Genomic DNA, 23,720 nt, shown 5'->3' with positions numbered 1-23,720 from the left:
TCCGATTGGCCAGTTGCGCCTGGCTCAGCCCCCGCGCCCGCCGCCGATCGGCCAGAGCCCGCGCCGCCTGCACCCGGTCCGGCGCCCAGCCCCAGTGCAGATCCAGCGCCACCATGACCGCGACCAGCGCTTGAACACCACCCTCGCCCCGCTCAAGCGCCCGAAGCGTCGGCAGGCTGATCCTGGCTGAGGCCGCGACCTCGGCTTGGGTCAGTCCGCGTGAGCGACGCGTTGTGCGCAGAGTGTTCATGTCAAGAATTGCTTGTTTCTTGGCGGTCAAAAAGGAAAGTATTCATGACACTATTTGCACCAGATCCACTCGTCCGCGCCAGATAACAAACGTCGATAAGGGCGGATTCCAGCCATCCGCTGCGGGTGCAAAGCGACCGAGCGATTTCAGCGGGAGCTGACATTGGGACGAGGTTGAACCGTTTCTTCTCGGCACTGCCGCAAGGCGGCTTGGGGCCCAACCTGTGGATTGGATTTTCGTGCTGCACGCGCGCACAACGCGAAAAATGCCGCGATAGTGAGAAAACTGGCTCCGTCGCTCAAAGAAAAGCCGCTTATTCGTGGGTGGCGCAATATGGGTCACGTGTTAAACCTACAAGTCGCGGGACAGAACCGCCGTTTACGACGGAGGCTAATGTCGGCCCTTGGGGTGACCGCCCGCATATCAGGGCAAGTCAACATGGGCGCCTTGTGCGTGACTGGGTGACAACGATTGTCCTGGAACCCAGTGGATACGGGACACACTCGATGCGCCGAACCTAAGCTGCGGAGATTTGCCGACGAACGGGCAGCTATTGAAACTATGCCTGCGTTCTATTGGAAAAGACTGAGGCCTTTCCCTAGTCTAGTGGAGACCGCCCGGCACACCGGAAGTGGCCACTCTCGACATCCCCGGAACCACATTCTTGAAGTAGGCTTGATGAGACCTTTCCGCGAAATTCTGTCGATGGCTGTGAAGAGACACGGCAGTCTTGAGGCCGTTGAGGCGCGCATTGAACACCCGGCACCCATCACAGACCTGCTTGCACGCAGTGACGATCGATGGCTCGCAGATAGTAAGCTCCCGGTGAGGACCGTCTGACGCTGAAGGCGGGATGGATGTAGGAGGCTGAAGCTATGGACACCCATAGCTTCAGTTCCCAAGTCGAGGTTCTCTCGGTGACCGATAGTGGTCGGCGGCGTCGCTGGTCGGCTGCCGAGAAGATCCGTATCGTCGAGGAAAGCCTGTCGCGCCCGCGCAGCGTGGCGCTGACGGCGCGGCGTCACGATATCTCTCGCGCGTTGCTGACGCGCTGGCGGAAGGACTATCGCGAGGGCCTTCTCGGAAATGAGCCTGCCCTGACCTTTGCGCCGGTGATGATTGCTGCCCAACCTGTGCCTGTATCGGTATCACCTGCGGCAGAGCTGGAGATCTCCGATGCCGTCACAGTCGCGATCACACTGGTGAATGGCCGGCACCTCGTGGTTCCTGCGGGAATTGACCCGGTCATTCTGGCGCGGCTGCTTCCGGTGCTGGACAGCGCATGATCGCCTTTCCGGCGGGGGCGCGCGTGTGGATTGCAGGCGGGGTGACGGACATGCGGTGCGGGATGAACAGCCTGGCGCTGAAGGTCCAGCAGGGCCTGGGTCGCGATCCGCACGGTGGCGAGATCTTCTGCTTCCGGGGGCGCAAGGGTGACCTGATCAAGGTGTTGTGGCACGACGGGGTCGGCATGTCGCTGTATCTGAAGCGGCTGGAGGCGGGGAAGTTCATCTGGCCGGTGAGCCAGAATGGCTCGTCCGTTCCGGTTTCGGCGGCGCAGCTCGGCTATCTTCTGGAAGGAATCGACTGGCGCAATCCGCGCTGGACGCAGCGGCCTGCCTCGGCGGGTTGATAGCCAAAATACCCTTGTTTTATTGGACTATTCCGGGGTTTCGTGATAGGTCTTCGGCATGTCGGAGACCACCTCGGAGATCGCTGTTCTGCGCGCCGCACTCGCCGCGGCAGAGGCTCGCGCATCTGCCGCAGAGGACGCCTTGGTCGCCGCCAAGGGGGAGTTGACCCAGGTTCAGGCGATCGTCTCGGCCTCTGAAGACATGATCCGGCACCTCCGACCGCAGATCGCCAAACTCCGCCGCGAGCAATATGGCCATGGTGCCGAACGCCATGCCCGGCTGATCGAGCAACTGGAGATGCAGCTCGAAGACATCGAGACCGACATTGCCGATGACCGGGCCAAAGCCGAGGCGACGGGCCCGAGGGCGATGGTCGCGGCCTTCGAACGCCGCCGCCCAGCCCGCAAGCCGTTCCCCGGGCATTTGCCCCGCGAGCGCGTCGTGGTTAAGGCGCCGACTTCCTGCACTTGCTGTGGTTCGGCGCGCATCGTGAAGATGGGCGAGGACATCACCGAGACGCTGGAGGTGATCCCGCGGCAGTGGAAGGTCGTGCAAACCGTCCGCGAGAAGTTCACCTGCCGCGACTGCGAGAAGATCAGCCAGCCGCCAGCGCCGTTCCACCCGACACCCCGGGGCTGGGCCGGCCCGAACCTGCTGGCCATGGTGCTGTTCGAGAAGTTTGGCCAGCATCAGCCCCTGAACAGGCAGGCCGAGCGCTATGCGAAGGAGGGCGTCGAGATCAGCCTCTCGACCCTGGCCGATCAGGTCGGGGCCTGTGCCGTGGCGCTGCAGCCGATCCACGATCTGATCCGTGCCCATGTCCTCGGCGCCGAGCGATTGCATGCTGACGACACGACCGTGCCGCTGCTGGCCAAAGGTGGCAAGCAAACCGCCCGGCTCTGGACCTATCTGCGGGATGACCGGCCCTTTGCCGGTGGGGCGCCGCCGGCAGCGCTCTATTACTTCTCAACCGACCGCAGGAAAGAACACCCGACCCGGCATTTGACGGGCTGGACCGGCATCCTGCAAGCTGACGCCTATGGCGGTTATAACGACCTCTACCATGCCAGCCACAGGCCCGCGCCGGTGCTGAGCGCGCTGTGCTGGTCGCATGCCCGGCGCAAGTTCTTCGAACTGGCGGATATCAAAGCTACAGCCCGCAAGGGCAGATCGGTGGCCGAGGAGATCTCGCCCATCGCGCTGGAAGCGGTCAAACGCTTCGACGCCATCTTCGATGCCGAGCGCGAGATCACCGGCCTGACCGCCGAGGCCCGCCATGACGCCCGTCAGCGGCTGGTGCGCCCGATGGTCCAGGATCTGCACAACTGGTTGCGGACCGAACGCGCCCGAATGTCGAAGCACAACCCCGTCGCCAAGGCGATCAACTACATGTTCGCGGAGGACGGCCGCTGGGACGCCTTCACCTGCTTCCTCGATGATGGCCGCATCTGCCTGACGAACAATGCGGCCGAACGTGCCCTCCGCGGCATTGCCCTCGGCCGCAAGGCTTGGCTCTTCGCCGGATCTCCGCGCGGTGGCGACCGCGCCGCCTTCATGTATTCCCTGATCGTCACGGCCAGGATGAACGACGTCGACCCACAGGCATGGCTTGCTGACGTCCTCGCGCGGATGCCGGACACGCCCCTGTCGCGCCTGCCGGAACTTCTTCCCTGGAACTGGTCGCAAATACCGCAAAGGAGGGCCGCATGACCCTGATCGCCCGCCTCCGGATCCTCCTGAACGACATCGATCCGCAGCCGATGCGCCATATCGAGGTGCCGCTGAAGATCAGGCTCGACCGGCTGCATGAGGTGGTCCAGGCCGCCATGGGCTGGACGGACAGCCATCTCTACGAATTCCGGGCCGGTGGCGCCGGCTGGGGCGTGCCCGATCCGGACGGATTCTACGACGGCCCGATGCCCGCGAAGAAGGCGACGCTGCAGAAGGTGCTCGAGGATACCGGCGCCAGGACGCTCCAGTATGTCTACGACTTCGGCGATGACTGGGACCACAGCATCCGGATCGAGCGGGTCACCGAGGCCAGCCCGGGCGTGACCTATCCAAGGCTTCTGAAAGCCAGCGGGGCCTGCCCGCCCGAGGATGTCGGCGGTGCTCCGGGCTACGAGGAATTCCTCGAAGCCCTCGCAGATCCGGACCACGAGCAGCACGACGACATGGTCAGCTGGTCAGGTGCAACCTTCGATCCCGAAGATGCCAGGATCGACAGGATCGTCGAACGCTTTGACCAACTCGCGAAGAAATGGTCCCCGCGGCCCGGCAAGCCCAAAGCACCCAAGCCCACTCCCTGAGCACGGACACCCGTCCGCGGCCTACGCCGGATGGTTACCGCAGATATGACACGACACGTCTTCAACGCGGGCTTCAGCCGTAAGGTGATCCGCGACAAATGGCCGGGATTCGAAGCAGCTTTCAAAGGGTTTGACCCAAGCGTTTGCGCAATAATGGATGACGACTGGTTCGATATGCTGCTCAAAGATCCGCGCATCGTGCGCAACGGGGCGCGGATCCGATCCGTTCAGCGCAACGCGATGTTCATTCTGGACGAGACAGAAAGACATGCCAGCTTTGGCGCTTTCATCGCCGCGTGGCAGCACAAGGATTTCGCCGACGTTCTTGATTATCTGCGCAAGCATGGTGATCGACTGGGCGACAAGACCGCCCAGTATTTCCTGCGCGAAGCCGGTGTAGATTCCTATGTTTTGTCGTTTGATGTCTTGAAACGCCTGTCACTCGAAGGGGTTGCTGACACTCTGCCAGCGTCGTCGAAACAGCGGCGCGCCATACAGAACGCCTTTGACGGATGGAAAGAAGAGTCGGGCAAGTCGCTGACATACATCAGCCGCGTGCTCGCCATGAGTGTCGAAAGCGACCGCCAGCCAAGATTTACATAAACATTCCCAGAAAGGATCAATGAATGGAACAACGCCAACCTCTCCCGCCCTTTACGCGTGAGACAGCAATTCAGAAGGTCCGCCTTGCCGAAGATGGCTGGAACGGTCGCAATCCAGAGGCAGTATCCAAAGCCTATACAGTAAACACCAAATGGCGCAACCGCGCGACATTTGTGAATGGTCGCGATGAGGTGGTAGCTTTCCTAGCGGACAAATGGGCCAAGGAATTGGACTACCGACTGGTCAAGGAACTCTGGGCCTTCACGGATAACCGCATCGCGGTTCGATACGCGTATGAATACCACCATGCTGATGGAAACTGGTTCCGCGCCTATGGCAACGAGAATTGGGAGTTTGACGAGAATGGCCTGATGACGAACCGGCACGCCAGCATCAATGATCTGCCGATCAAGGAAAGCGAGCGTCTGTTCCACTGGCCTTTGGGACGCCGTCCTGATGACACGTCAAGTCTTTCTGAATTGGGACTGTGAGGATGAGCGGGGGCCCTTTTCACGATGGTGAACGCCTTGTCCAGAAAGCCACGGGGGAGGACGTGCTGGCCCTTCGGAACGGGCGTTTCATCAGCACGACACTGTCTGCAAACAGCGAACGGATGCTGGGTATCGCGACAACCCTGAATATCGCCGTAAGTGATGCTGAGGGGCGTGTCTGGTCTTTTCTGGCCAACGGTCCAGAAGGGCTTGTTGCCCGAGCTGATGACAAGACGGTTTACCTGAATCGGACCGAAATGACCGTTCCGTCCGCGCTATGGACGATGGTCAGTGCCGGAGCGCCGATAGGCCTTGTTGCAATGGACCTGACCAGCGCGCGGCGGTTTCGCATCAATGGTTCGGTTAATGAGGTTACGCCTGAGCGGGTGACAATCGATGTTGCGCAGACCTGTCCGAATTGTCCGAAATACATCCAGCAAAGACTGCCTGTGGCAGACAATCGCTATCAAGGTGTTTCGCCCGCTTCGGGATCTGATCTGCCGGATAACCTTGCGGACCTGATCCGACAGGCCGACACGTTTTTCGTGGCCAGCAAAAACCCGGACGGAGATCATGATGCAAGCCATCGTGGTGGGTATCCGGGATTTGTAAACGTGAAGGGAAATCAGCTTATCGTTCCCGACTACTTCGGTAATTCGATGTTCATGACATTGGGCAATCTGGCGCTCGAGCCTCGAGCGGGCATTACCTTCGTCGATTTCGACACTGGCGCTCAGCTGAACCTGACAGGTCACGCCACGCTCAACTTGGAAGGGCGCATGGCTCATGACGGTGCCGATGGCCGGTATTGGACCTTCGACATAGAGGCTTGGCAATTGACGCCGCATCGCCCTGAACCGGCTTGGAAACTGGGTGCATATTCTAGATTCAATCCACCTTTGGAAACATGACAAGGCTTGCCATTCCGCCCGATATCCGTTTCGGCGTTGGCGGTTTTCCTTTGGCATTCACTGAACGTCCGGAAGCCAAGGATCGGGGTGCCGTTTTCGCGTGGCTGCGCTCAGTCGGGCTCGACGCAATCGAATTGCAAATGACGTATGGGCCACGAATGACGGCTGAACAGGGGCGTCGCTACCGCGCGCTGGCAATAGCAGACGACATCAAGTTATCGATCCACGGGTCTTACTACATCGTTCTTGCCAGCCCCGATCCGGCCAAGGTCCTGCGCTCTGTCGACACGCTTCTACGGACCTATGAGCAAGCCGACATTCTGGGCGCGCGCGAAATCGTGCTGCATCCCGGGTCGCTCTACGGCGCGCCCGAAGCCGATGTGTCTCGCCGGTTTGCCGAAAACCTTGAGCGATTCATGGCGCAATTGGGCAAGACTGACATCAGCCTTATGATCGAAACCGCTGGCAAGGTCGGGCAGATGGGGTCTGTCGATATGATTCTTGATGTGGCCTCGACGGTCAAAGGGGTCGGGCCTTGCATTGATTTCGGGCATGTTCATGCGCGCTCGCTCGGCGAGCTTGAGACGCCCGACGCGATGGCGCAAGTGTTTGCAAGGATTGACGAGTTCCAGCGGTCCAACCCAGATACGCCGACACATTTTCACTACACACCGATCCATTTTGGCCCAAGAGGCGAGATCCAGCACCGGGCGCTCAGTGACATCGACGGCGTTTCGAACAAACCGTTCCATCCGCGCCCGGAACCTGTCGCGGCCGGGCTTGCAGGCCTGCCCGGTCGTTTCACGATCATATCCGAAACCCACAACTCACAAGAGATGGGCGCTATCAGGTTGAAAAACTTGATCAATTCAGGCACTTGTGGGCATAAGGAAGTCGGCTACCTTGTGGAGTGACGCAGGCAAATGGATCTTAATCAGGTCAGGTACTTCCTGAATCTCGCCGAATCCCTGAATTTCACGGAAGCGGCCCGGGTGAGTGGGATATCTCAGCCCAGTCTCACCAAGGCGATTCAACGTCTGGAAGATGAGTTTGGCGGTCCGGTGCTGTATCGCGACGGCAAGGACACGCGCCTGACGGCCTTGGGCCGTGATCTGATCGTAGAGTTCATGCGCATTCAATCAGCGCTCGAAAACATCACCGAGCTTGCGGAAAACTCGGTCGCAGGGCGCAGCCGGAAGATCAATATTGGCGTCGCAAGCACCATTGCGCCGCGGGTCTTTGCCAAATTCTGGGCGCTCGTTCTGAAGGAATTGCCCGAGGTCGAGCTTCTTCTTCATCCTCTGAACCCCGGCGAGGCGGAGGCGGAGGTATTGTCGGGCAAGTATGACATGTGTCTGCTGACCAATCCGCCGGAACCGAATTTCAAACTGACGATCCAACCGCTGTTCCAAGAGCGGTTGCGCTTGGCCTTGGCAAGTCATCACCCGCTCGCCGGGACAGATGAAATCACGCCAGAGCAGATGATGGAGCAGCCCTATATCGACAGGATGCACTGCGAATTTCGCACGCAACTGATCAAGCATTTCATGGATCGGAACATTGTCATGCGTCCGCGTTTTCAGTCAGAGCGGGAAGACTGGGTGCAGCAGATGGTGGCGCAAGGTGCGGGTGTGTGTTCCTTGCCGGAACATTCAGCGATTGTTGATGGAATCGTCCTGCGCGCGGTAAAGGGCCTGACCCTGTCACGCAACATCAGCATGGTCGCCGTTTCTGGTTCTGCCAACCCGCGCGAAGTCCGTGTCATCCTTGGATTATCCAAAGATTTCAATTGGTAATAGGCACACGCGCGCGGCTATAAAAACTATTCCCGCCAGGAATTTCACAAACGGATCGAAAGTCTCCATCTTCCTCTCAACGGAAGAAGAAGGAGATACAAATGACCTACGAAAAATCACAGGATGCGCTCTCCAAGCTGACACCCCAACAGTATCACGTTACGCAAGAGAGCGGGACCGAGCGCGCCTTTACGGGTGAGTATGACAAGCATTTCGAACCGGGTATCTACGTCGATATCGTTTCCGGCGAGCCGCTTTTCGCATCCTCAGCCAAGTTCAACTCCGGTTGCGGTTGGCCCGCATTCTCGAAACCCATCGATAACGTGACCGAGCATCGTGATGCCTCGTATGGCATGGTCCGGGTCGAAGTCCGCTCGAAACACGGCGACAGCCATTTGGGGCATGTCTTCAATGATGGCCCGCGCGAAATGGGCGGCCTGCGCTACTGCATCAACTCGGCCAGCCTGCGCTTTGTGCCGAAAGACCAAATGGAAGCCGAGGGGTATGGCGCATACCTCGATCAAGTGGAGGAAAAAGTATGACTGAACGTGCCGTATTGGCCGGAGGCTGCTTCTGGGGGATGCAAGACCTGATCCGCAAGCTGCCCGGCGTCGAAAGCACCCGGGTTGGCTACACCGGCGGTGACGTGAAATTTGCCACATACCGCAACCACGGAACCCATGCCGAAGGGATCGAGATCCTCTTTGACCCCTCGAAAACCAGCTATCGTGCGCTTCTGGAGTTCTTTTTCCAGATCCATGACCCGACAACGAAAGACCGCCAAGGTAACGACCGCGGAAGCAGTTATCGGTCCGCCATTTACTATGTGAATGACGAACAAAAAGCGATTGCCGAAGACACGATCGCGGACGTGAACGCATCTGGGATCTGGCCAGGCAAGGTCGTGACCGAAGTAGAACCGGTGAGCGATTTCTGGGAAGCTGAGCCAGAGCATCAAGACTACCTGGAGCGTATCCCGAATGGCTATACTTGCCACTTCCCGCGGTCCAGTTGGGTTTTGCCCAAGCGTGCGGCGACGGCGGCTGAATAAGCCATGCGTGGGCCTCATCACCATCTGATTATTGGCGATGGGGCCAGCGCAGCGGCGCTTGCGGAAACATTGGTGCTTACGTCTGGTGACCAACTGACCATTCTTGGGGCCAACGCGGGTCAATTCGGCAAAGGGATGGCATATGCGGATCATCCGAGCGCCGCGCCTTGGCGATATGCCTATCTGTTGAATTCGCCGTCAGGTGCCTTTGGTGAGAGTTTCGTCGAATGGTTCGAGGCAAACTGGGGTGATATTCGCTCAAGGATTGCCGCCTACCAACCACGCTGGTTGGACTTCGCGGCGGATCATCTGGATGCAGGCGATTTCGGCGCTGTCTTTGCCCCACGCGCGGTCTTTGGCGACTATCTCGCCGAGATCGGGCAGGGCATTCTGGCCATGCACGCCGAAGCAGGCGTGCGGGTGCAGCAGCGGACGGCTTTGGCCACCGATCTGGCCAAGGATGAACACGGGTTTCGGATCACGCTTGCCACAGGCGAGGTGATCCGGGCGGACCGGGTGGACGTGGCCACCGGGGGACCATCGCCTCAACGATTTGGGGCGGATAGCGGCCCCACGGCGTTCACGACGCTTTATGGCAACGAGCAAACGATTGCCGAGGTCCTGCGTCCTGGACAGGAAGTGACCTGCCTAGGAGGCAACGCCGCGATGCTGGATGTCCTGCGGCTTATGCAGTCCGTCATGGACGAGCAGGACATCCGGCTTCGGGTGATCACCCGTGGGTCCAAGCCGGAGCAGCTGATCTGGGCGCGCCCGCGTAAAGAGCCGGTGACGCCCAAACTGACGGGCCCTTACCGCGATGCAGACGCGCTTCTGGCTGCGGTCGACGCCGAAATTGCCGCGTTCCGTGCCAAGGGGGCAAGCATGGCCGAACTCAGACCAGGCTATCTGGGTTGGGCAGCCGAAAGGGGGCTTGAAACCCTGCTGCCCTCCCTCTCGGAGCGCCGCAAGGTCATGCCACAACTGGAGCGGCGGTTTAGGCGCGCAACGCACAACAGCCTTGCCGACTATGCACGGCTCCAAGCGGCAGGCCAGATCGTGGAGGAGCACGGCGAGATAACTTGGGTCTATGCCGAAACCGAGGGCAAGACCCGCATCCGTCTGAAACGGGCTGGCACAAGAACGAACGAAGAAATCACGACCTCAGTCGTGATCAACACATCCGGTCCGGGAGACCAGCTTGCCATGGACCTGCTAACCAGCGGCCTGATCCGCAACGGCTGGTTGCGGATGAACGAAACGAAGACGGGCCTGATCGTCGGGCCCGGACTTGAAACGGAGGTTGAGGGGCTTCGCTATCTCTCGCCCGCCGTCACCGAAATCGGCGCGGAGGTTCTGGCGTTTCCGCTCGAAGACGTCAGTGCGCTGGCGGCGCGGGCGAAAGCAGCGAACCAAATCGCCATATATGAAAGGTTTCAGTCATGAACTTTGGACAACTTCGCAACACGGCGCCCGAACTGCGCGTCAACGATTGGATCGATGCGGATGGCAAGCCGATGGACAAGCCGCTTCGACTTTCGGATATGAAAGACGGCTACAAGATCATTTATTGCTTCCAGCACTGGTGCCCTGGCTGTCATTCGCGCGGTTTTCCGACGCTGCGCTTTCTGCATGACAAACTGAAGGACAAAGGGTTCGATTTCGCCGTCATTCAGACCGTTTTTGAGGGTGCCGAGACAAACACCCGCGATAAGCTGCGCATCAATCAGGAGCAGTATGGGCTGAAAATGCCCTTTGGTCATGACACCCCGCCCGCAGGTGAACGCTACCCGACCTTCATGGAGGATTACCGTTCTGGCGGCACGCCGTGGTTCACCGTGATCGATCCGGAAGGGAACGTTGTCCACGCGGACTTCCGTCTTGATCCGCAGCGATTTCTTGCCGCGCTCGGGGCCGACGATGTCGAGTTGAAGCGCGCCTGACCATTGGCTCCGGCGGCCAGATCGCCGGAGCCAAACAATCAATAACGAGGGACGAAAATGGAACTGGTCGCAGAAATCACCCACTGGGTGCCAGCAATGAAACTTTTGTCACTGGCGCTTGCGGCAATCTTCGTTGCCTTCGGCATCGCCAAATTTGCCCGCTATGAACAGGACGCTGTCAAGACGCTGGTCGCGGGGCATCCGATCTTGCGGTTTGGCCCGAAACTGATGACGCCGGCGGGCTTCAGCATATTTCTGGGGATTGTTGAGTTGAGCACCGCTTTGCTTCTGGTACTTGGCATCTTCTTTCCCAGTTTTGGCCTTCTGGGCGGTTTGCTTGGCGTGCTGACCTTCTTGGTCACACTCAGCCTGTTCCCTTATGTTCAGTATTTCGAGGAAGAAGCAGGCCGTCTTTTCCTGTCCTCGCGTGGGCAATTCCTGATGAAGGATTTTGGCTTGCTCGTCGCCTGCCTTGCTATCGCACACCATCATGCGCTGGCCCTTGTTTAGCCCATCGTAGAAAGGAAATGACCATGCTTGATGACCTTTCGTTCCCCTTCAACAACAGCTTTGCCGACGAAATGGAGGGCTTCTTTGTCCCTTGGCAAGGCGACAAGGTTCCCGATCCGCAGATCGTCGTTCTGAACATCGCCTTGGCGGCAGAACTGGGGCTCGATCCCACCGTCTTGAACTCGGCCGCAGGCGCCGCCGCCCTGTCCGGCGCGATGGCACCCGCCGGGGCATCGCCTTTGGCCATGGCCTATGCGGGCCATCAGTTCGGCGGTTTCTCGGCGCAACTGGGCGATGGCCGCGCGATCCTGTTGGGTGAGTTGATCGACACCGAAGGCCGCCGCCGCGATCTGCACCTGAAGGGCTCAGGCCGCACGCCGTTTTCACGCGGCGGAGACGGCAAGGCCGTTCTTGGCCCCGTCTTGCGCGAATACCTGATGGGCGAGGCGATGCATGCCCTCGGCGTTCCGACAACGCGCGCTTTGGCTGCGGTCACGACGGGCGAAGAAATCGCGCGCAATGGGCTGGAGAAAGGCGCTGTTCTGGCACGCATCGCGGCCTCGCATCTGCGGGTTGGAACCTTCCAGTTTTTTGCAGCGCGCGGCGAGACCGAAAAGCTTCGCAAGCTGGCCGATTATGCCATCGCCCGCCACTTTCCAGACATCGTGGGCCGCGAAGATCGATATCTGGAATTCTTCCGGCGCGTCAGGGATGCACAGGCGTCGCTGGTCGCGAGATGGGTCAATATCGGCTTTGTCCATGGTGTGATGAACACCGACAACACAACGATTTCGGGCGAGACCATCGATTACGGTCCCTGCGCCTTCATCGACAACTATGACCCTAAAGCGGTGTTCAGTTCGATCGACCAGCACGGCCGTTATGCCTATGGCAACCAACCGGTGATCATGCAATGGAACCTGTCGCGCTTTGCCGAGACGCTGATTGATCTGGTGAACCCCGAGGACAGCGACGACGCGATCCGGCAGTTGACCAATGAGATCAATGCCTTTCCCGCGCACTACCAGCAGGAATGGCTGCGGGGCATGCGGGCCAAATTGGGTCTGCTGAAGGAACTGCCCGAAGATCTGCATTTGGCAAATGATCTGCTCAAGGCCTGTGAAGGGCAGGATGTTGACTTCACCAACCTGTTCCGCGCTTTGGCGGGGTCTGTTCGTGGCAATGACGAACTGGCGCGTGCCAATTTCGATGATCCCGCGGTATTTGACGCTTGGGCGGCCCGCTATCACACGCGGCTTGCGGCGGAAGATATTGCCGCGGAGTTGCGGGCGGAAGCGATGAACAGGATCAACCCGATCTACATCCCGCGCAACCATCTGGTTGAAGAGGCCCTGAAGGCCGCCGTGGGTGGCGATCTTGAGCCGTTTCACAAGCTTTTGGCTGTGCTGGCACATCCGTTCACCGAGCAAGACGGGTCAGAAACCTATGCGCTACCCGCCCCAGTCGACGCGCACCGTCACGTCACGTTTTGCGGCACCTAACCTTACCCAAATCCGAAGGGAACGACCCATGAAAATTGATGCAACTGATGCCGTGGCCGCTTTGTCGGAACTCGTAGACGCCGGGTTCACCCATGACTTCCGCATTCAGAACGGAAAACTCGTGGATGTAAGCGCAGGCCTCGCTGTAAATCCGGCGGAAGTGACGGTCCGGATGAAACTCCGCTTTGAGACCGAGCCGGGTTCGGGCGACGCCTCGAATATCTATGCGCTTGAGATCGCAGATACGGGCGTCAAAGGGTTTCTTGTCGATGCGCTTGATCTTGAGGGGGATGGTGCCCCGCAAGATCTGGTCAAGTCACTGAAAACTGCCGAACCGGATACGCGCAGCGAGATGACCGAGGACGAGGATTACCGATACGGTGTCCGCAAGGTCCGCAAGAGCGAGTTCAACGCCGACCCCGGACGCTATGTTCTCAGGCTTGGGTTCCCTGACTTCCCGGAATGCCCCTTTGGTCAGGGTTTTACGATGCTTGGCTTCGATACGGCCAGGCAGGAATACGTTTGGCTGGTCACCAAGATTATCGGGGATGAGCGCCTCCAACGGGTGCCTTTCCAAGGCGAAAACAGCGAAGCGTGAGAATGGCAGAGGACGAAGACATGAATCATTTTGACGCCGTAATCATCGGTTCTGGCCAAGCGGCACCTTCGCTCGCGGTTGGGTTGGCCAATCGCGGGCAATCCGTTGCCCTGATCGAGGGCGACAAGCTGGGCGGGACATGCGTCAATAGCGGCTGCACACCCACCAAGACGTTGCGCAAGTCGGCGCGCGTTGCGCATATGGTGCGGCGCGCGGCGGATTTTGGCGTCTCCACGGGCGCGGTTACTGTGGATTTTCCCGCCGCAATGGCGCGGATGCGCGAGCGTGTCGATACCGCCCGCCGGGGACTGACAGCATGGTTAAAGCGCACCAAAGGTGTCGAGGTGATCCACGGTTGGGGCAGTCTTGCCGGGTTCGATGAAAACGGCCGGTTCATCGTCTCTGTAGGCGAAAGCAAGTTCTCGGCTGACAAGGTCTTTCTGAATACCGGGACTCGTTCGTTTACCCCGCCAGTTCCCGGCCTTGAAAACATCGATGCGCTCGATAATGCATCACTTCTGGCGCTCGATGAATTGCCTGATCACCTCATCATTGTGGGAGGTTCTTACATCGGCCTTGAGATGGGTCAGATTTTCCGCCGCCTCGGCAGCAAGGTCACGGTGGTACACCGTTCCGACCGTTTGGCCGAACGCGAGGATGAGGATGTCTCGGAAATCATCGCGAAGTTTTTTCAGGATGAGGGCGTGACGCTGCACCTGAACGCCAAGATCGCAGGTGTCGGGCGCAGCATGCGCGGCGTTCTGATGACGCTCGAGGATGGTACCGAGATCGCGGGAAGTCATGTCCTGTTTGCCACGGGGCGTGCCCCGAACACCGACAAGCTGAACCTTGCGGCGGTCGGGCTGGAGACCGATTCACGCGGTTACGTTCCGACCGATGCCAAGCTGCGCACCAAGGTGCCCAACCTCTGGGCGCTTGGCGATGTGAACCGGCGTGGTGCCTTTACCCATACCAGCTATCACGACCACGAAATCGTGCTGGCCGATCTCGATAAGATTAAAGACCGCTATCAATGGAAGGACGCCGATCAGCGGCCAACGACCTATGCCATGTTCACCGACCCACCGCTGGGACGCGTCGGCCTGTCCCGCACCGAGGCGCGAAAACTTGCTGCCGAAGGGCGCAATATCCTAATCGCCGACATGAAGATGGCCGACATCAGCCGCGCCAAGGAAGAAAGCGAGACAACCGGCCTGATTCGCATCATCGTGGACGGCGACAGCGAGGCTATTCTGGGTGCCACAGTGTTCGGCATCGCGGGCGATGAGATCATCGCGATCTTTTCGAACTTCATGGCCACGGGTGCCAGCTACAAGATCATGCAACAGGCGCTGCCCGTTCACCCGACCGTCGCCGAGTTGATCCCGACGATCCTTGCAGGCTTGAAACCGCTGGCGGCCGCCAATGCATGACATCACCCTGTTTGGCGAGGTCCGCTGCCACAAGACGCGGTTCTATCAGTCCGCCCTGGAAGAACGCGGGCTGGCCTATGAATTGGCCGAAGTTGATAAGGACCCGCGCGCGGCCGTGCGCCTGACCAAGTTGGCGGGCAGCGCAGATAAGTTCCCGACCTTCCAGATCAAGGGCCGCAAACTGCGCAACCCAAAGCTGCCTGAACTTGAAAAGGAACTAGCCCGCGCGGGTCTTTACGACCCCGGCCTTATTCACGAAGAACGGGCGCAACGTTTTGTCCGGCACATGGCCCCATCTGACGCGTTCGTCAGCTATGTCTGGCAAGGCGACCGGATGATCCTGACGCATATCGAGGTCGATCCATCCTTTCGTGGCAGCGGCCTTGGCGCACGTTTTGCGGCCGAGGTCTTTGAAGAAATTGAAACCCGCTCCCATGAAATCCGTCTGACTTGCCCATTCCTGCGCAAGGTCGGTGGGACACGCGCAAACTGGCGCAAGAAATTCAATCTGGGAGATTGAAAATGCCTGTCACATTCGAGAATACCCGATTTGATCCCGATTTGATCGAGTTTCACGGGATCGCTAAGCAAATGGCGGCCTCGGTTGGGTATACTGCCGATCTGTCGGTAGATGGACGTTTGGCCCAGCTTTTGCGTCTACGCGTCGCCCAGATGAACCCCTGTTCCTATTGCCTGATCCTGCACACCAAAGCGGCCCATGATCAGGGAATCGCGGTTGAAAAGGTCGCGCATCTGGCAAGCTGGCGCGAAAGCACGATGTTCACCCCGGCAGAACGCTGCGCGCTGGCTTATTGCGAGGCGCTCACGGCCTATGATCCGGCGGCCTTTGCAGCGCGGCATGAAAGCCTGACGTCACATTTCGACGAAAAAGCCATCGCCGAAATCGCGGCCATCGTCATCAACATGAACCTCTGGACCCGCCTGAAACTGGCCCAAGGTCAGGTTCCAGTGGCGGAGTGATCTTGTGGTAACCATCGGCTTTGGAGGCGGGTGCCATTGGTGCACCGAGGCAGTTTTCCAACCGCTTGAGGGCGTGTCAGAGGTGCGGCAAGGCTTTATCCGCTCCGACGGCCCTGACGAGGCGTGGTCCGAGGCGGTGGAAATCTCCTTTGATCCTGATCGCGTGAGCTTGCGAGACCTGATCGCGGTCCACCTGAGCACCCATGCCAGCGAGGCCGATCACAAGATGCGTGGCAAGTATCGAAGCGCGGTCTACAGTATGACCGCGGAGCAGCAAAACGCGTGCGCGACGCATATACGGGACCTTGCCGCAGAGGCGGAGGTGCATTTTGTTACGCGCAGCCTTATGCACCGGGGCTTCAAGCCTTCGGACAGCCGATTTCACGATTACTACAAATCCAACCCCGAACGGCCCTTTTGCCGCACCTATATCGCGCCGAAACTTGCCAAGCTTCGGGCCCGGCACAGTGCATTGCTCAAGAAGGAATACACAACGTCATGACCCCCGCAGTCCTTCTCGTGCTTGTGGCCTTTGCCATTTACTCGTTGCTCAGCAAAGCAATCTCGCGCAGCTTGCTTACCCTGCCAATCATCTTCACAGCGCTTGGCTTTGCATTGTCCGTGCCATTGAGCGCCAGCTTGTCGCCGGATGTGATCCACGAAGGTAAAAAAATTCTGGCCGAGATCACGCTGATCCTGATCCTGTTCTCTGACGCTAGCCATGTGCGCTTTAAGAAACTGGTGATGGATTGGCAGATCCCGACACGGATGCTGGTGATCGGGCTGCCGCTGACGATCGCGCTTGGGACACTTGTCGCGCTTTGGCTCAACCCTACGTCTGGGTTTGCCGTTGCATTGCTGACCGCCGCAGTATTGACGCCGACGGATGCCGCGCTGGGGCAATCTGTCGTTTCGAACCCAGAGGTGCCAGACCACCTCAGCCAGACAATCAATGTGGAAAGCGGGCTGAACGATGGGCTGGTGCTACCCTTCGTTCTTTTGGGTGCAGTCCTTGCGTCGTCGGTTGGCGGCGCGCAGACCGATGGTTTGGCGCTGGAGGCCGCCACCGAGATTGTGCTCGGTCCGCTCGCTGGTATTGCCGTCGGTTGGGTGGCGGCCAAGGCGATGGACTGGGCGCAAAACCGCGACTTGATGCAAGAGGCGGCGGGGGCGGTGGTCTTTCTCGTGACCGCCTTCGCAGCTTACGGGTTTGCTGTTGCCATCCACGGAAACGGGTTCATTGCGGCCTTTGTTGCGGGCATGGTCTTTGGCAACACCTACCGTCATGACATCCACTTTATCAGCGAGTTCATGGAGGGGGCTGGCCAACTTTTGACGATGGCGGCGTTTCTGGTGTTCGGTGCGTTTCTGCTGCCCGACGGATTGGCGCACGCAGGGCCAAATACGATCATTCTTGCGTTGGTCTTCCTCACGCTGGTCCGTGTCTTGCCAATCTTCGTTTCTCTGACAAGAAGCGGGCTACCCGCGCGTGAGAAGCTCTTCCTTGGTTGGTTCGGTCCACGCGGTCTGGCCTCGATCCTCTTCACATTGCTGATGATGGATCAATTCGATTTCCCGAATGAAGAGGAACTGCTGGCTTGTGTCTCGCTGACTGTTGGCCTGTCCATCCTGTTGCACGGCCTCAGTTCAACCCCCTTGGCGACCCGCATCGGGCGCATGAAATCTTGAACCAGAAAAGGAGACTATAATGGCAATGCATGTAGAGGTTTTTCGCCACCGGGTTGATCCCGACTTCCAAGGCGAGTTTGACGAGCTTTACGCCCGCATGGTGACCGTGGTGAAGGGGCTAAAGGGGTATATGAGCCACAAGGTCTTTACCGCAGAGGACGGAGAAAAGGTGCTTATCGGTTACTTCGAAGATTTCGAGGCGATCGAGGAATGGGATGTCCACCCCGAGCACAAATACGCCAAAGACCGCGGCAAGAACGGTGTCTTTTTGGAGTATGATGTGGTTGTTGCCGAGGTCGTTGAGCATCACGCGATGAACTTCACCGGCGCATGAAAATGCAGCCGCCACCTCCGTCAGAACCACTTTCGCCAGCGGAACAAGACCAGCATCCCTGCGACCAGAGCCAAACAGATCACCATCAGTATGGTGAAACCATTTGCATGCCCTTCGAAGGGAACCCCCATGAGGTTCACACCGAACGCGCTGACAATAAACCCAAGCGGAAGGAACAGCGTCGCCACGACCGAGAAGACAAAGGAGCTGCGCGTCAGTTGCCTGTCTTGAATGCGGGCAACCTGATCGTTGAGGATATCAACGCGGTCCCGCAGGTTTTGCAGGGTTTCAAGATACCGCAAAAGCTGATCGAGCCCGTCATCGATCCGCGTGCGCTCTCTTTCGCTCAAAAGGGAGTGCTTGCAGCGCGACAAGTGTTCCAGCACAGGTTTTTGTGGCCCGAGGTGGCGCAAGAAGCCGCTGATACGCGATTGGGTTTGTGCCATATTGGGGCAGGCAGCCTCGGTCTGATGAGTGCCCACAAGCCCTTCGATCCTGTTGACCGCGTCTTCCAGTTCCTCGATGTGGTCATCGACCTCATCGAGGTGTTCTTCGATAAGATCAGCCAGAAACTCACCCGGTGTGGTTGGGCCTGCACCTGCGGACAACTTTTGATGAAGGGCCAGGATCGGGTCAACATCGGCCTCGCGTGTAGTAATGACGCGCGTCTTGTCGATCCAGATCCTGATCGACACCATGTCTTCAGGGCGTGCCATGTCCTGACCGACATGCATGGCCTTCAAAAGCACCATGATCCCGTCATCAAGAACGCGCACGCGCGAACGTGTGTCCTCTTCGATCATCGCATCGACAACCAGGTCGTCGAGCATGGCCACCTCCATGAGATAGGCGCTGGTCTCTCGATGCTTGATACACATATGGAGCCATTCCCCGCCCCCGTTCAGTGCGTGCAGGTGAAGAAACCCCGGCGATGTTTTGACGTCTGTCATGCCTCAGTGCGCTCCTGTATCTGGGGTCAATCCATGGGCGGCGGCAAACTTATGATGGGACGCCCTTGGCCCCGCCAAGACCATGGCCGATCCTTCAGGCAACGGCGTTCCGTCCCACGGGTTTATCTCGGCGTTGAAGGCGCTGCGCACACCGATGAGGGTCAGGTCGCCGGGCCACTCCACATTGTTCGAAGGAGGTGCCTTCGCCAAACTATGTTGGGCAATCACCCTGTCCGCATCCAACTGGTACAAAACCGTGAACGGAACATGCGCCATGTGTTTGACAAGCCACGCATGTGCCATGCCGCAAATGAACTCATCGACGACAGAGGAAAAGAGCACGTAGCGCACAAAGGCGATTGCCGTGATGATCGCCGTAAGCTGAAGCAACAACCCGCTGGCCGTTTCCTTGATCCCGAAGGCCCCAACCACAACAGTGGCAACCACCGAGGCCAGACCAACGGAACCGGTAATCATCAAGATCACAAGGATACGTCTGCGCTCCGGTGTTTGGAGGATCAGTTCGGATTCAGACGTGGTGAACCCCGTGCCGCTAAGTGCCGACATGGCCTGAACTCTGGCAACGTCGCGTGAAATGCCCGTGTGTTCTAGAAACACAGCCGCGACCCGCACGATCGTGGACGAGATCGTGAACAGGATAACGATGGAAAGTGCTGCGCCCAAATCTTTTTCCCACGCTTGAGCGGGATCAGAAGCCCCGCAAAATCACCAACTTAACAACTCCAACTATCGTAAAGGAAAACCCATGATCGACAAGAACCACTTGCGCAACACGATGCTGGCCCTGACAGAGGCCGAACTTGAGCAAGCCCATAAAACCTATGAGCGATTTCTCAGCGCCGCGCGGCTGGATCGCACGGAGCCGATTGAAAATGACGAACAGGGCCAAGCAGAAACCGCCGCCGATCTTGCTGAGGCGTTCGATGACCGCGAGCATCAAGTGGAAGCCAAAATCTCAGCGTTGAACGTGCTTGATTTCGGACCGAAAACCGAAGTGGCGCCGGGCGCAGCAGTGCGGATCGGGGATCGCTATCTGGTCATTGGCGTCTCGACAGGAGAGTTTTCATGTCAGGGGCAGAAATTTATCGGTGTCTCACAAGCGGCGCCAATCTACGAGGCCCTGGAAGGCAAGAGAGCCGGTGAATTCTGTGAGTTCCGCGGCCGCAAGCTGAAGGTCACTGAGGTCTACTGACAATCGGGAGCTGACGATGAGTACTCTTCGCCCAGATGGACGCCCGCGCATTCCGCCCAATCAGGTGGTAACTCAGAAATTCCCGGTAATGACGGCGGGTACGCCCAAGACGGCCGACAAGGAAACATGGTCACTAACCCTCGACGGTGACGTCGAACAGGCGATCACACTGGATTGGGCGGGCTTTCAGGCCCTCCCACAGCGCGAATTCAGCGCCGATCTGCACTGCGTGACCAGATGGTCCAAACTGGGCACACTTTGGCGCGGGGTGGCAGTTTCTGTACTGGCCGATCTTGTTCGCCCAGTAGCTGATCCGGTTTATGTTCAGGCGCGTGCGGACGGCAATTACACCGCGAACCTGCGTTTGGTCGATATGTTAAGTGACAAAGCCTTTGTGGCCACAGAATTCGACGGTAAACCGCTGAGCGTAGAACATGGTGGCCCGGCACGACTGGTGGTGCCGGACCTATATCTGTGGAAAAGCGCCAAGTGGCTTCGTGGCCTCCATTTCAGTCCCTATGACTACAAGGGCTTTTGGGAAAAGCTGGGGTATCATAACTACGGTGATCCCTGGAAAGAACAAAGGTACAGAGGATGAGTGCTGGCGAGCCGGCGATAGCACAGGAAATACGGCCCTGCCGTATGTGCGCAGCAGATTTCGCAGCCACTGCCACAAGGCACGAACCCCGGCCAGTCGTCTGGCTGCGGCAACGCGCACGGATTCTGATTGTTGGGCAGGCGCCTGGCTTGCGCGTGCACGAATCCGGCATCCCCTTCGATGACCGCTCGGGCGACCGGTTGCGTGAGTGGTTGGGGGTTACGCGCGATGAATTCTATGATCGCGACCGGATCAGTATCCTACCCATGGCATTTTGCTTTCCCGGCTATCATGTGAATGGCAGCGACCTGCCGCCACCACCACGCTGCGCGGCAACGTGGCGAAGCCGGGCGCTGGACGCGCTCAATCAGGTAAGGCTCACTATCTTGATCGGGGGTTACGCCCATGGTTGGCACCTGGGCGCAGACGCACGCAAGGCGGGCGTAACAGCCACTGTTGCTGACTGGCGCCATTGGGCGCCGGTAGTCGTGCCGCTGCCGCACCCTTCCTGGCGCAACAACGCGTTTCTGCGCCGCAATCCCTGGTTCGGGACAGAACTCCTTCCGGCACTCCGTCTGCGTGTCCGCGAGGTCATGGATCAGACAGACTGACAAAAGGGGGCGCCAAATGGTCAAGGCAATCTGGAACGGCAAAGTCATCGCAGAAAGCGACGCTACCGTTGTTGTCGAAGGCAATCACTACTTTCCGATCGAAAGTGTGCGGGCAGTGTACCTATCGCAAAGCACGCGCGAAACGGTTTGCCCCTGGAAGGGAACTGCATCGTACTACTCACTAGAGGTGGACGGAAAGACCAACCCTGATGCGGCTTGGTATTACCCATCTCCCAGGTCGGCGGCAGCGCAAATAAGGGGCATGGTCGCCTTTTGGCGCCGCGTACAGGTGAGCTGAGCCGGACCGGCCCAAATACGCATTGGAAATCAAGAAAGGACTTAACGATGGAACTGGGATTTATCGGTCTCGGACGAATGGGCGGCAACATGGTCCGGCGGCTGTCGAAGGCCGGGCATCAATGTCACGTTCACAGTGCAAACCAGACGACGAGGGAGGCGTTGGCAAAAGAAGTCGGCACAGTCAGCTATGCCGACATCGGGTCTTTGGTCGCAGCTTTGGCAGCGCCTCGTGTAGTCTGGCTGATGGTTCCCGCCGGTGAAGTAACCGAGCAGGTGTTGACCGAGCTGGGCCAACTTTGCACATCAGGCGACGTCATCATCGATGGAGGCAATAGCCATTTCAAAGAGAGCGTTGCGCGCGCCCAGATGCTGGCCGCTAAAGGCATCCTGATGGTTGATTGCGGAACCAGCGGAGGTGTTTTTGGGTTGGCTCGTGGATACTCACTGATGCTAGGCGGGGCAAATGAGGCAATCGGGCGGATCGTGCCTATTCTTGACACGCTCGCACCGGGGATAGATGCGGCCGCAAGAACACCTGCCCGCGATGGTGGACCTCAAGCTCCGGGTGAGGCTGGATGGCTCCATTGTGGCAAGCCCGGCTCCGGCCACTATGTGAAAATGATCCATAATGGGATCGAGTACGGTATGATGCAGGCCATGGCCGAAGGTTTCGCGCTGTTCGCCTCGGCAGGTCATGCAGTGGTGGAAGAAGATTACCGCTATGACCTTGACCTCGCCGCTATCGCAGAAGTCTGGCGGCGTGGCAGCGTAGTCAGTTCATGGCTGCTGGATCTTGGGGCCGACGCTCTGGCCAGCAATCCGACGCTGGATCAGTATTCTACCGAAGTCGCTGATAGTGGTGAAGGTCGGTGGACGATTGAAGCGGCCATCGACCAGCGCACCTCGGCGCAAGTGCTCGCCGCAGCGCTGTTTGCCCGTTTTTCGTCGCGCGAAAAAAATGAACTGGGCAATCGTTTCCTGTCGGCCCTGCGCAATAAATTCGGCGGCCACCCAAGCCTTTCTTCCAAGGGCTGAAGAGGGAATGGCGGTGAGGTAACCCCGCCGCCTCCCAGGTCTTACAGGCCGCGTCCAGCATAGCGCTCTTCCCCGTCCCGGCATGGCCGATGATGATCCCGAGACTACAGCCGTCGGTGACATGGGCAAGCGCCTCGGCCTGCTCGGCGGACAGGATCAGATCCTGCGCCTCGGCGCGGGCAAGGGCTGTATCGCGGTCGCGGACGTCATCGTCATCGCCGCGCGGTGTAGCCGCTGTTCGACCTCGAGCAAGTCGCGCGTGGTGAAGCGCTCGCCGCCGCGCACATCCTACCCCTGCGCCACCGGGTCGGGTGCCCTGCGCATGGCGCCCAGCACCGCGTTGAACTGGCCCGGACCTTCGCCGTAACGGTATACGCAAGCGGCCATGTCGCGGCGGGTGAAGGCCGCTTACTGCCGGGCGAGCACGTCGAGCGCTAGGCTCGGGTCCGCGATGATCCGGGGGCCGTTCTCGCGCGCGATGGCGCGGTTCAACTCGGCGCGGTCGGCCTTTTCACCTGCTCGCACGATCCGCTGCGCGGGCGCGCCGATCTTGTCCTGCGGCTTCAGTAAGATGCTCTGCGCGTTGAGGCTGCAGTGATCGATCCATGCGTCGATGTCGAGTCCGGCGAGCCGTGCATTGGCGAACTCCGCCCAGCCTTCCCACCAGTGTCCGAGCAGGTCCGTCCGTTTCTACGCGCGCCGCCTCGAAACAACTCTTGTGCCGCAACTGCGAGCAAATGCTTCGTCGGCAGCGTGGCTAAACAGGAATGTCGGCAAAATCCCGCGATCCAGTCATCTGCTTAGGTTTAGATTAAGCTTGTGCAGCGAATATCTCCTTCGATGGGCCGCATTGCAGCGATATCAGCTCTCGCCCAAAGGCAGCTTTGGGCCGTTTTTAGCCGAGTGCAGATGGCTGAGATGCCCCGCTTTGCCCTCACCTGAAATCCCTTGTCCCGACCTTGATCGTGTCGAGATGCAGAT

General features: G+C 59.0%; 31 protein-coding genes and 2 pseudogenes. 29 read left to right on the top strand and 4 right to left on the bottom strand.

Annotated features, from left to right (window positions below; genetic code table 11):
- A partial coding sequence (locus tag DFP89_RS17940) for a helix-turn-helix domain-containing protein (protein ID WP_114350720.1) occupies positions 1 to 250 on the bottom strand: 250 nt, incomplete at its 3' end.
- Between the two features lie 410 nt (positions 251 to 660).
- On the opposite strand from DFP89_RS17940, the pseudogene DFP89_RS20920 reads away from it, so the two are divergent.
- The 23 genes and pseudogenes from DFP89_RS20920 to DFP89_RS17825 form a co-directional block, all read left to right on the top strand.
- Positions 661 to 768, top strand: a pseudogene (locus tag DFP89_RS20920) (integrase); the annotation flags it as partial.
- A 357-nt stretch (positions 769 to 1,125) separates the two neighbouring features.
- Positions 1,126 to 1,536, top strand: coding sequence for an IS66-like element accessory protein TnpA (gene tnpA, locus DFP89_RS17930; RefSeq protein ID WP_114350719.1), 411 nt, complete (start codon positions 1,126 to 1,128; stop codon positions 1,534 to 1,536).
- Positions 1,533 to 1,883 (top strand): IS66 family insertion sequence element accessory protein TnpB, encoded by a 351-nt coding sequence (gene tnpB, locus DFP89_RS17925; protein WP_114350718.1) that lies wholly within the window; start codon positions 1,533 to 1,535, stop codon positions 1,881 to 1,883. The genes tnpA and tnpB overlap by 4 nt, the downstream gene beginning before the upstream one ends.
- 58 nt (positions 1,884 to 1,941) lie before the next feature.
- A complete protein-coding gene (gene tnpC / locus DFP89_RS17920; RefSeq protein WP_114350717.1) occupies positions 1,942 to 3,594 on the top strand; it encodes an IS66 family transposase in 1,653 nt (550 codons plus the stop codon).
- Complete coding sequence (locus tag DFP89_RS17915; protein ID WP_114350716.1) at positions 3,591 to 4,193, top strand: plasmid pRiA4b ORF-3 family protein; 603 nt, start codon at positions 3,591 to 3,593, stop codon at positions 4,191 to 4,193. The genes tnpC and DFP89_RS17915 overlap by 4 nt, the downstream gene beginning before the upstream one ends.
- Positions 4,194 to 4,238: 45 nt before the next feature.
- Positions 4,239 to 4,796: a DNA-3-methyladenine glycosylase I gene (locus DFP89_RS17910; protein ID WP_245948863.1), complete on the top strand. Its 558-nt coding sequence runs from the start codon at positions 4,239 to 4,241 to the stop codon at positions 4,794 to 4,796.
- Between the two features lie 23 nt (positions 4,797 to 4,819).
- A complete protein-coding gene (locus DFP89_RS17905; protein ID WP_028720598.1) occupies positions 4,820 to 5,287 on the top strand; it encodes a nuclear transport factor 2 family protein in 468 nt (155 codons plus the stop codon).
- Positions 5,288 to 5,349: 62 nt separating this feature from the next.
- Positions 5,350 to 6,198, top strand: a complete 849-nt coding sequence (locus DFP89_RS17900; RefSeq protein ID WP_158212771.1) for a pyridoxamine 5'-phosphate oxidase family protein — start codon at positions 5,350 to 5,352, stop codon at positions 6,196 to 6,198.
- Entirely contained in the window at positions 6,195 to 7,112 is a 918-nt protein-coding gene (locus DFP89_RS17895) for a TIM barrel protein (protein WP_081791463.1), read from the top strand. The genes DFP89_RS17900 and DFP89_RS17895 overlap by 4 nt, the downstream gene beginning before the upstream one ends.
- Positions 7,113 to 7,121: 9 nt before the next feature.
- Entirely contained in the window at positions 7,122 to 7,994 is an 873-nt protein-coding gene (locus tag DFP89_RS17890) for a LysR family transcriptional regulator (protein ID WP_028720600.1), read from the top strand.
- 101 nt (positions 7,995 to 8,095) lie between these two features.
- Positions 8,096 to 8,536, top strand: coding sequence for a peptide-methionine (R)-S-oxide reductase MsrB (msrB, locus tag DFP89_RS17885; protein WP_028720601.1), 441 nt, complete (start codon positions 8,096 to 8,098; stop codon positions 8,534 to 8,536).
- On the top strand, positions 8,533 to 9,045 hold the full coding sequence (gene msrA / locus DFP89_RS17880) for a peptide-methionine (S)-S-oxide reductase MsrA (RefSeq protein ID WP_028720602.1): 513 nt from the start codon (positions 8,533 to 8,535) through the stop codon (positions 9,043 to 9,045). The genes msrB and msrA overlap by 4 nt, the downstream gene beginning before the upstream one ends.
- Before the next feature lie 3 nt (positions 9,046 to 9,048).
- Entirely contained in the window at positions 9,049 to 10,488 is a 1,440-nt protein-coding gene (locus DFP89_RS17875) for an FAD/NAD(P)-binding protein (RefSeq protein WP_081791464.1), read from the top strand.
- Positions 10,485 to 10,985 (top strand): peroxiredoxin family protein, encoded by a 501-nt coding sequence (locus tag DFP89_RS17870; protein ID WP_028720604.1) that lies wholly within the window; start codon positions 10,485 to 10,487, stop codon positions 10,983 to 10,985. The genes DFP89_RS17875 and DFP89_RS17870 overlap by 4 nt, the downstream gene beginning before the upstream one ends.
- Positions 10,986 to 11,042: 57 nt before the next feature.
- The gene (locus DFP89_RS17865; protein WP_051578301.1) at positions 11,043 to 11,495 is read left to right on the top strand and encodes a DUF417 family protein; all 453 of its coding nucleotides are present in this window, start codon (positions 11,043 to 11,045) and stop codon (positions 11,493 to 11,495) included.
- 23 nt (positions 11,496 to 11,518) lie between these two features.
- Positions 11,519 to 12,997 (top strand): protein adenylyltransferase SelO, encoded by a 1,479-nt coding sequence (locus DFP89_RS17860; RefSeq protein ID WP_199416804.1) that lies wholly within the window; start codon positions 11,519 to 11,521, stop codon positions 12,995 to 12,997.
- Positions 12,998 to 13,025: 28 nt separating this feature from the next.
- Complete coding sequence (locus tag DFP89_RS17855) at positions 13,026 to 13,595, top strand: hypothetical protein (protein WP_028720606.1); 570 nt, start codon at positions 13,026 to 13,028, stop codon at positions 13,593 to 13,595.
- Positions 13,596 to 13,597: 2 nt separating this feature from the next.
- Positions 13,598 to 15,028, top strand: coding sequence for a mercuric reductase (locus tag DFP89_RS17850; protein WP_028720607.1), 1,431 nt, complete (start codon positions 13,598 to 13,600; stop codon positions 15,026 to 15,028).
- Entirely contained in the window at positions 15,021 to 15,548 is a 528-nt protein-coding gene (locus tag DFP89_RS17845) for an N-acetyltransferase (RefSeq protein ID WP_028720608.1), read from the top strand. The genes DFP89_RS17850 and DFP89_RS17845 overlap by 8 nt, the downstream gene beginning before the upstream one ends.
- Positions 15,479 to 16,009, top strand: coding sequence for a carboxymuconolactone decarboxylase family protein (locus DFP89_RS17840; protein WP_220269873.1), 531 nt, complete (start codon positions 15,479 to 15,481; stop codon positions 16,007 to 16,009). The genes DFP89_RS17845 and DFP89_RS17840 overlap by 70 nt, the downstream gene beginning before the upstream one ends.
- Positions 16,010 to 16,013: 4 nt before the next feature.
- Complete coding sequence (locus DFP89_RS17835; protein WP_028720610.1) at positions 16,014 to 16,511, top strand: peptide-methionine (S)-S-oxide reductase; 498 nt, start codon at positions 16,014 to 16,016, stop codon at positions 16,509 to 16,511.
- Positions 16,508 to 17,698 carry a cation:proton antiporter gene (locus DFP89_RS17830; RefSeq protein WP_028720611.1) on the top strand — a complete coding sequence of 397 codons (1,191 nt, stop codon included), beginning with the start codon at positions 16,508 to 16,510 and terminating at the stop codon, positions 17,696 to 17,698. The genes DFP89_RS17835 and DFP89_RS17830 overlap by 4 nt, the downstream gene beginning before the upstream one ends.
- Before the next feature lie 19 nt (positions 17,699 to 17,717).
- Positions 17,718 to 18,032, top strand: a complete 315-nt coding sequence (locus DFP89_RS17825; RefSeq protein WP_051578302.1) for an antibiotic biosynthesis monooxygenase family protein — start codon at positions 17,718 to 17,720, stop codon at positions 18,030 to 18,032.
- A gap of 20 nt (positions 18,033 to 18,052) precedes the next feature.
- Here the strand turns inward: DFP89_RS17825 and DFP89_RS17820 are convergent, their stop codons facing one another.
- A complete protein-coding gene (locus tag DFP89_RS17820) occupies positions 18,053 to 18,982 on the bottom strand; it encodes a CorA family divalent cation transporter (RefSeq protein ID WP_028720613.1) in 930 nt (309 codons plus the stop codon).
- 3 nt (positions 18,983 to 18,985) lie between these two features.
- A complete protein-coding gene (locus tag DFP89_RS17815) occupies positions 18,986 to 19,666 on the bottom strand; it encodes a hypothetical protein (protein ID WP_052432431.1) in 681 nt (226 codons plus the stop codon).
- Between the two features lie 82 nt (positions 19,667 to 19,748).
- On the opposite strand from DFP89_RS17815, the gene DFP89_RS17810 reads away from it, so the two are divergent.
- The 6 genes from DFP89_RS17810 (at position 19,749) to DFP89_RS20910 (ending at position 23,106) form a co-directional block, all read left to right on the top strand.
- On the top strand, positions 19,749 to 20,195 hold the full coding sequence (locus tag DFP89_RS17810; protein WP_036763518.1) for a hypothetical protein: 447 nt from the start codon (positions 19,749 to 19,751) through the stop codon (positions 20,193 to 20,195).
- Positions 20,196 to 20,211: 16 nt separating this feature from the next.
- Positions 20,212 to 20,793, top strand: a complete 582-nt coding sequence (locus tag DFP89_RS17805) for a molybdopterin-dependent oxidoreductase (RefSeq protein WP_081791465.1) — start codon at positions 20,212 to 20,214, stop codon at positions 20,791 to 20,793.
- Complete coding sequence (locus DFP89_RS17800; RefSeq protein WP_081791466.1) at positions 20,790 to 21,404, top strand: uracil-DNA glycosylase family protein; 615 nt, start codon at positions 20,790 to 20,792, stop codon at positions 21,402 to 21,404. The genes DFP89_RS17805 and DFP89_RS17800 overlap by 4 nt, the downstream gene beginning before the upstream one ends.
- Before the next feature lie 16 nt (positions 21,405 to 21,420).
- Positions 21,421 to 21,702 carry a DUF427 domain-containing protein gene (locus tag DFP89_RS17795; RefSeq protein ID WP_081791467.1) on the top strand — a complete coding sequence of 94 codons (282 nt, stop codon included), beginning with the start codon at positions 21,421 to 21,423 and terminating at the stop codon, positions 21,700 to 21,702.
- 47 nt (positions 21,703 to 21,749) lie between these two features.
- On the top strand, positions 21,750 to 22,739 hold the full coding sequence (gnd, locus tag DFP89_RS17790) for a phosphogluconate dehydrogenase (NAD(+)-dependent, decarboxylating) (protein ID WP_028720615.1): 990 nt from the start codon (positions 21,750 to 21,752) through the stop codon (positions 22,737 to 22,739).
- A gap of 121 nt (positions 22,740 to 22,860) precedes the next feature.
- Entirely contained in the window at positions 22,861 to 23,106 is a 246-nt protein-coding gene (locus DFP89_RS20910; RefSeq protein ID WP_036763520.1) for a hypothetical protein, read from the top strand.
- Between the two features lie 215 nt (positions 23,107 to 23,321).
- On the opposite strand, the pseudogene DFP89_RS21115 reads toward DFP89_RS20910, so the two are convergent.
- Positions 23,322 to 23,417: pseudogene (locus tag DFP89_RS21115) on the bottom strand (hypothetical protein); the annotation flags it as partial.
- Between the last annotated feature and the right edge of the window lie 303 nt (positions 23,418 to 23,720).

It is taken from the genome of Paracoccus lutimaris (genome assembly GCF_003337565.1).
GTDB classification, from domain to species: Bacteria; Pseudomonadota; Alphaproteobacteria; order Rhodobacterales; family Rhodobacteraceae; genus Paracoccus; species Paracoccus lutimaris.
Note: the sequence above shows the minus strand (reverse complement) of the source record. Positions and strands in the feature narration are given on the sequence as shown.

Excerpts from the sequence above, each read along its gene's own strand:
- tnpA (WP_114350719.1), top strand. The coding sequence starts at position 1,126 with ATGGACACCCATAGCTTCAGTTCCCAAGTCGAGGTTCTCTCGGTGACC.
- tnpB (WP_114350718.1), top strand. The coding sequence starts at position 1,533 with ATGATCGCCTTTCCGGCGGGGGCGCGCGTGTGGATTGCAGGCGGGGTG.
- tnpC (WP_114350717.1), top strand. The coding sequence starts at position 1,942 with ATGTCGGAGACCACCTCGGAGATCGCTGTTCTGCGCGCCGCACTCGCC.
- DFP89_RS17915 (WP_114350716.1), top strand. The coding sequence starts at position 3,591 with ATGACCCTGATCGCCCGCCTCCGGATCCTCCTGAACGACATCGATCCG.
- DFP89_RS17910 (WP_245948863.1), top strand. The coding sequence starts at position 4,239 with ATGACACGACACGTCTTCAACGCGGGCTTCAGCCGTAAGGTGATCCGC.
- DFP89_RS17905 (WP_028720598.1), top strand. The coding sequence starts at position 4,820 with ATGGAACAACGCCAACCTCTCCCGCCCTTTACGCGTGAGACAGCAATT.
- DFP89_RS17895 (WP_081791463.1), top strand. The coding sequence starts at position 6,195 with ATGACAAGGCTTGCCATTCCGCCCGATATCCGTTTCGGCGTTGGCGGT.
- DFP89_RS17890 (WP_028720600.1), top strand. The coding sequence starts at position 7,122 with ATGGATCTTAATCAGGTCAGGTACTTCCTGAATCTCGCCGAATCCCTG.
- msrB (WP_028720601.1), top strand. The coding sequence starts at position 8,096 with ATGACCTACGAAAAATCACAGGATGCGCTCTCCAAGCTGACACCCCAA.
- msrA (WP_028720602.1), top strand. The coding sequence starts at position 8,533 with ATGACTGAACGTGCCGTATTGGCCGGAGGCTGCTTCTGGGGGATGCAA.
- DFP89_RS17875 (WP_081791464.1), top strand. The coding sequence starts at position 9,049 with ATGCGTGGGCCTCATCACCATCTGATTATTGGCGATGGGGCCAGCGCA.
- DFP89_RS17870 (WP_028720604.1), top strand. The coding sequence starts at position 10,485 with ATGAACTTTGGACAACTTCGCAACACGGCGCCCGAACTGCGCGTCAAC.
- DFP89_RS17865 (WP_051578301.1), top strand. The coding sequence starts at position 11,043 with ATGGAACTGGTCGCAGAAATCACCCACTGGGTGCCAGCAATGAAACTT.
- DFP89_RS17860 (WP_199416804.1), top strand. The coding sequence starts at position 11,519 with ATGCTTGATGACCTTTCGTTCCCCTTCAACAACAGCTTTGCCGACGAA.
- DFP89_RS17855 (WP_028720606.1), top strand. The coding sequence starts at position 13,026 with ATGAAAATTGATGCAACTGATGCCGTGGCCGCTTTGTCGGAACTCGTA.
- DFP89_RS17850 (WP_028720607.1), top strand. The coding sequence starts at position 13,598 with ATGGCAGAGGACGAAGACATGAATCATTTTGACGCCGTAATCATCGGT.
- DFP89_RS17845 (WP_028720608.1), top strand. The coding sequence starts at position 15,021 with ATGCATGACATCACCCTGTTTGGCGAGGTCCGCTGCCACAAGACGCGG.
- DFP89_RS17830 (WP_028720611.1), top strand. The coding sequence starts at position 16,508 with ATGACCCCCGCAGTCCTTCTCGTGCTTGTGGCCTTTGCCATTTACTCG.
- DFP89_RS17825 (WP_051578302.1), top strand. The coding sequence starts at position 17,718 with ATGGCAATGCATGTAGAGGTTTTTCGCCACCGGGTTGATCCCGACTTC.
- DFP89_RS17820 (WP_028720613.1), bottom strand. The coding sequence starts at position 18,982 with ATGACAGACGTCAAAACATCGCCGGGGTTTCTTCACCTGCACGCACTG.
- DFP89_RS17810 (WP_036763518.1), top strand. The coding sequence starts at position 19,749 with ATGATCGACAAGAACCACTTGCGCAACACGATGCTGGCCCTGACAGAG.
- DFP89_RS17805 (WP_081791465.1), top strand. The coding sequence starts at position 20,212 with ATGAGTACTCTTCGCCCAGATGGACGCCCGCGCATTCCGCCCAATCAG.
- DFP89_RS17800 (WP_081791466.1), top strand. The coding sequence starts at position 20,790 with ATGAGTGCTGGCGAGCCGGCGATAGCACAGGAAATACGGCCCTGCCGT.
- DFP89_RS17795 (WP_081791467.1), top strand. The coding sequence starts at position 21,421 with ATGGTCAAGGCAATCTGGAACGGCAAAGTCATCGCAGAAAGCGACGCT.
- gnd (WP_028720615.1), top strand. The coding sequence starts at position 21,750 with ATGGAACTGGGATTTATCGGTCTCGGACGAATGGGCGGCAACATGGTC.
- DFP89_RS20910 (WP_036763520.1), top strand. The coding sequence starts at position 22,861 with ATGGGCAAGCGCCTCGGCCTGCTCGGCGGACAGGATCAGATCCTGCGC.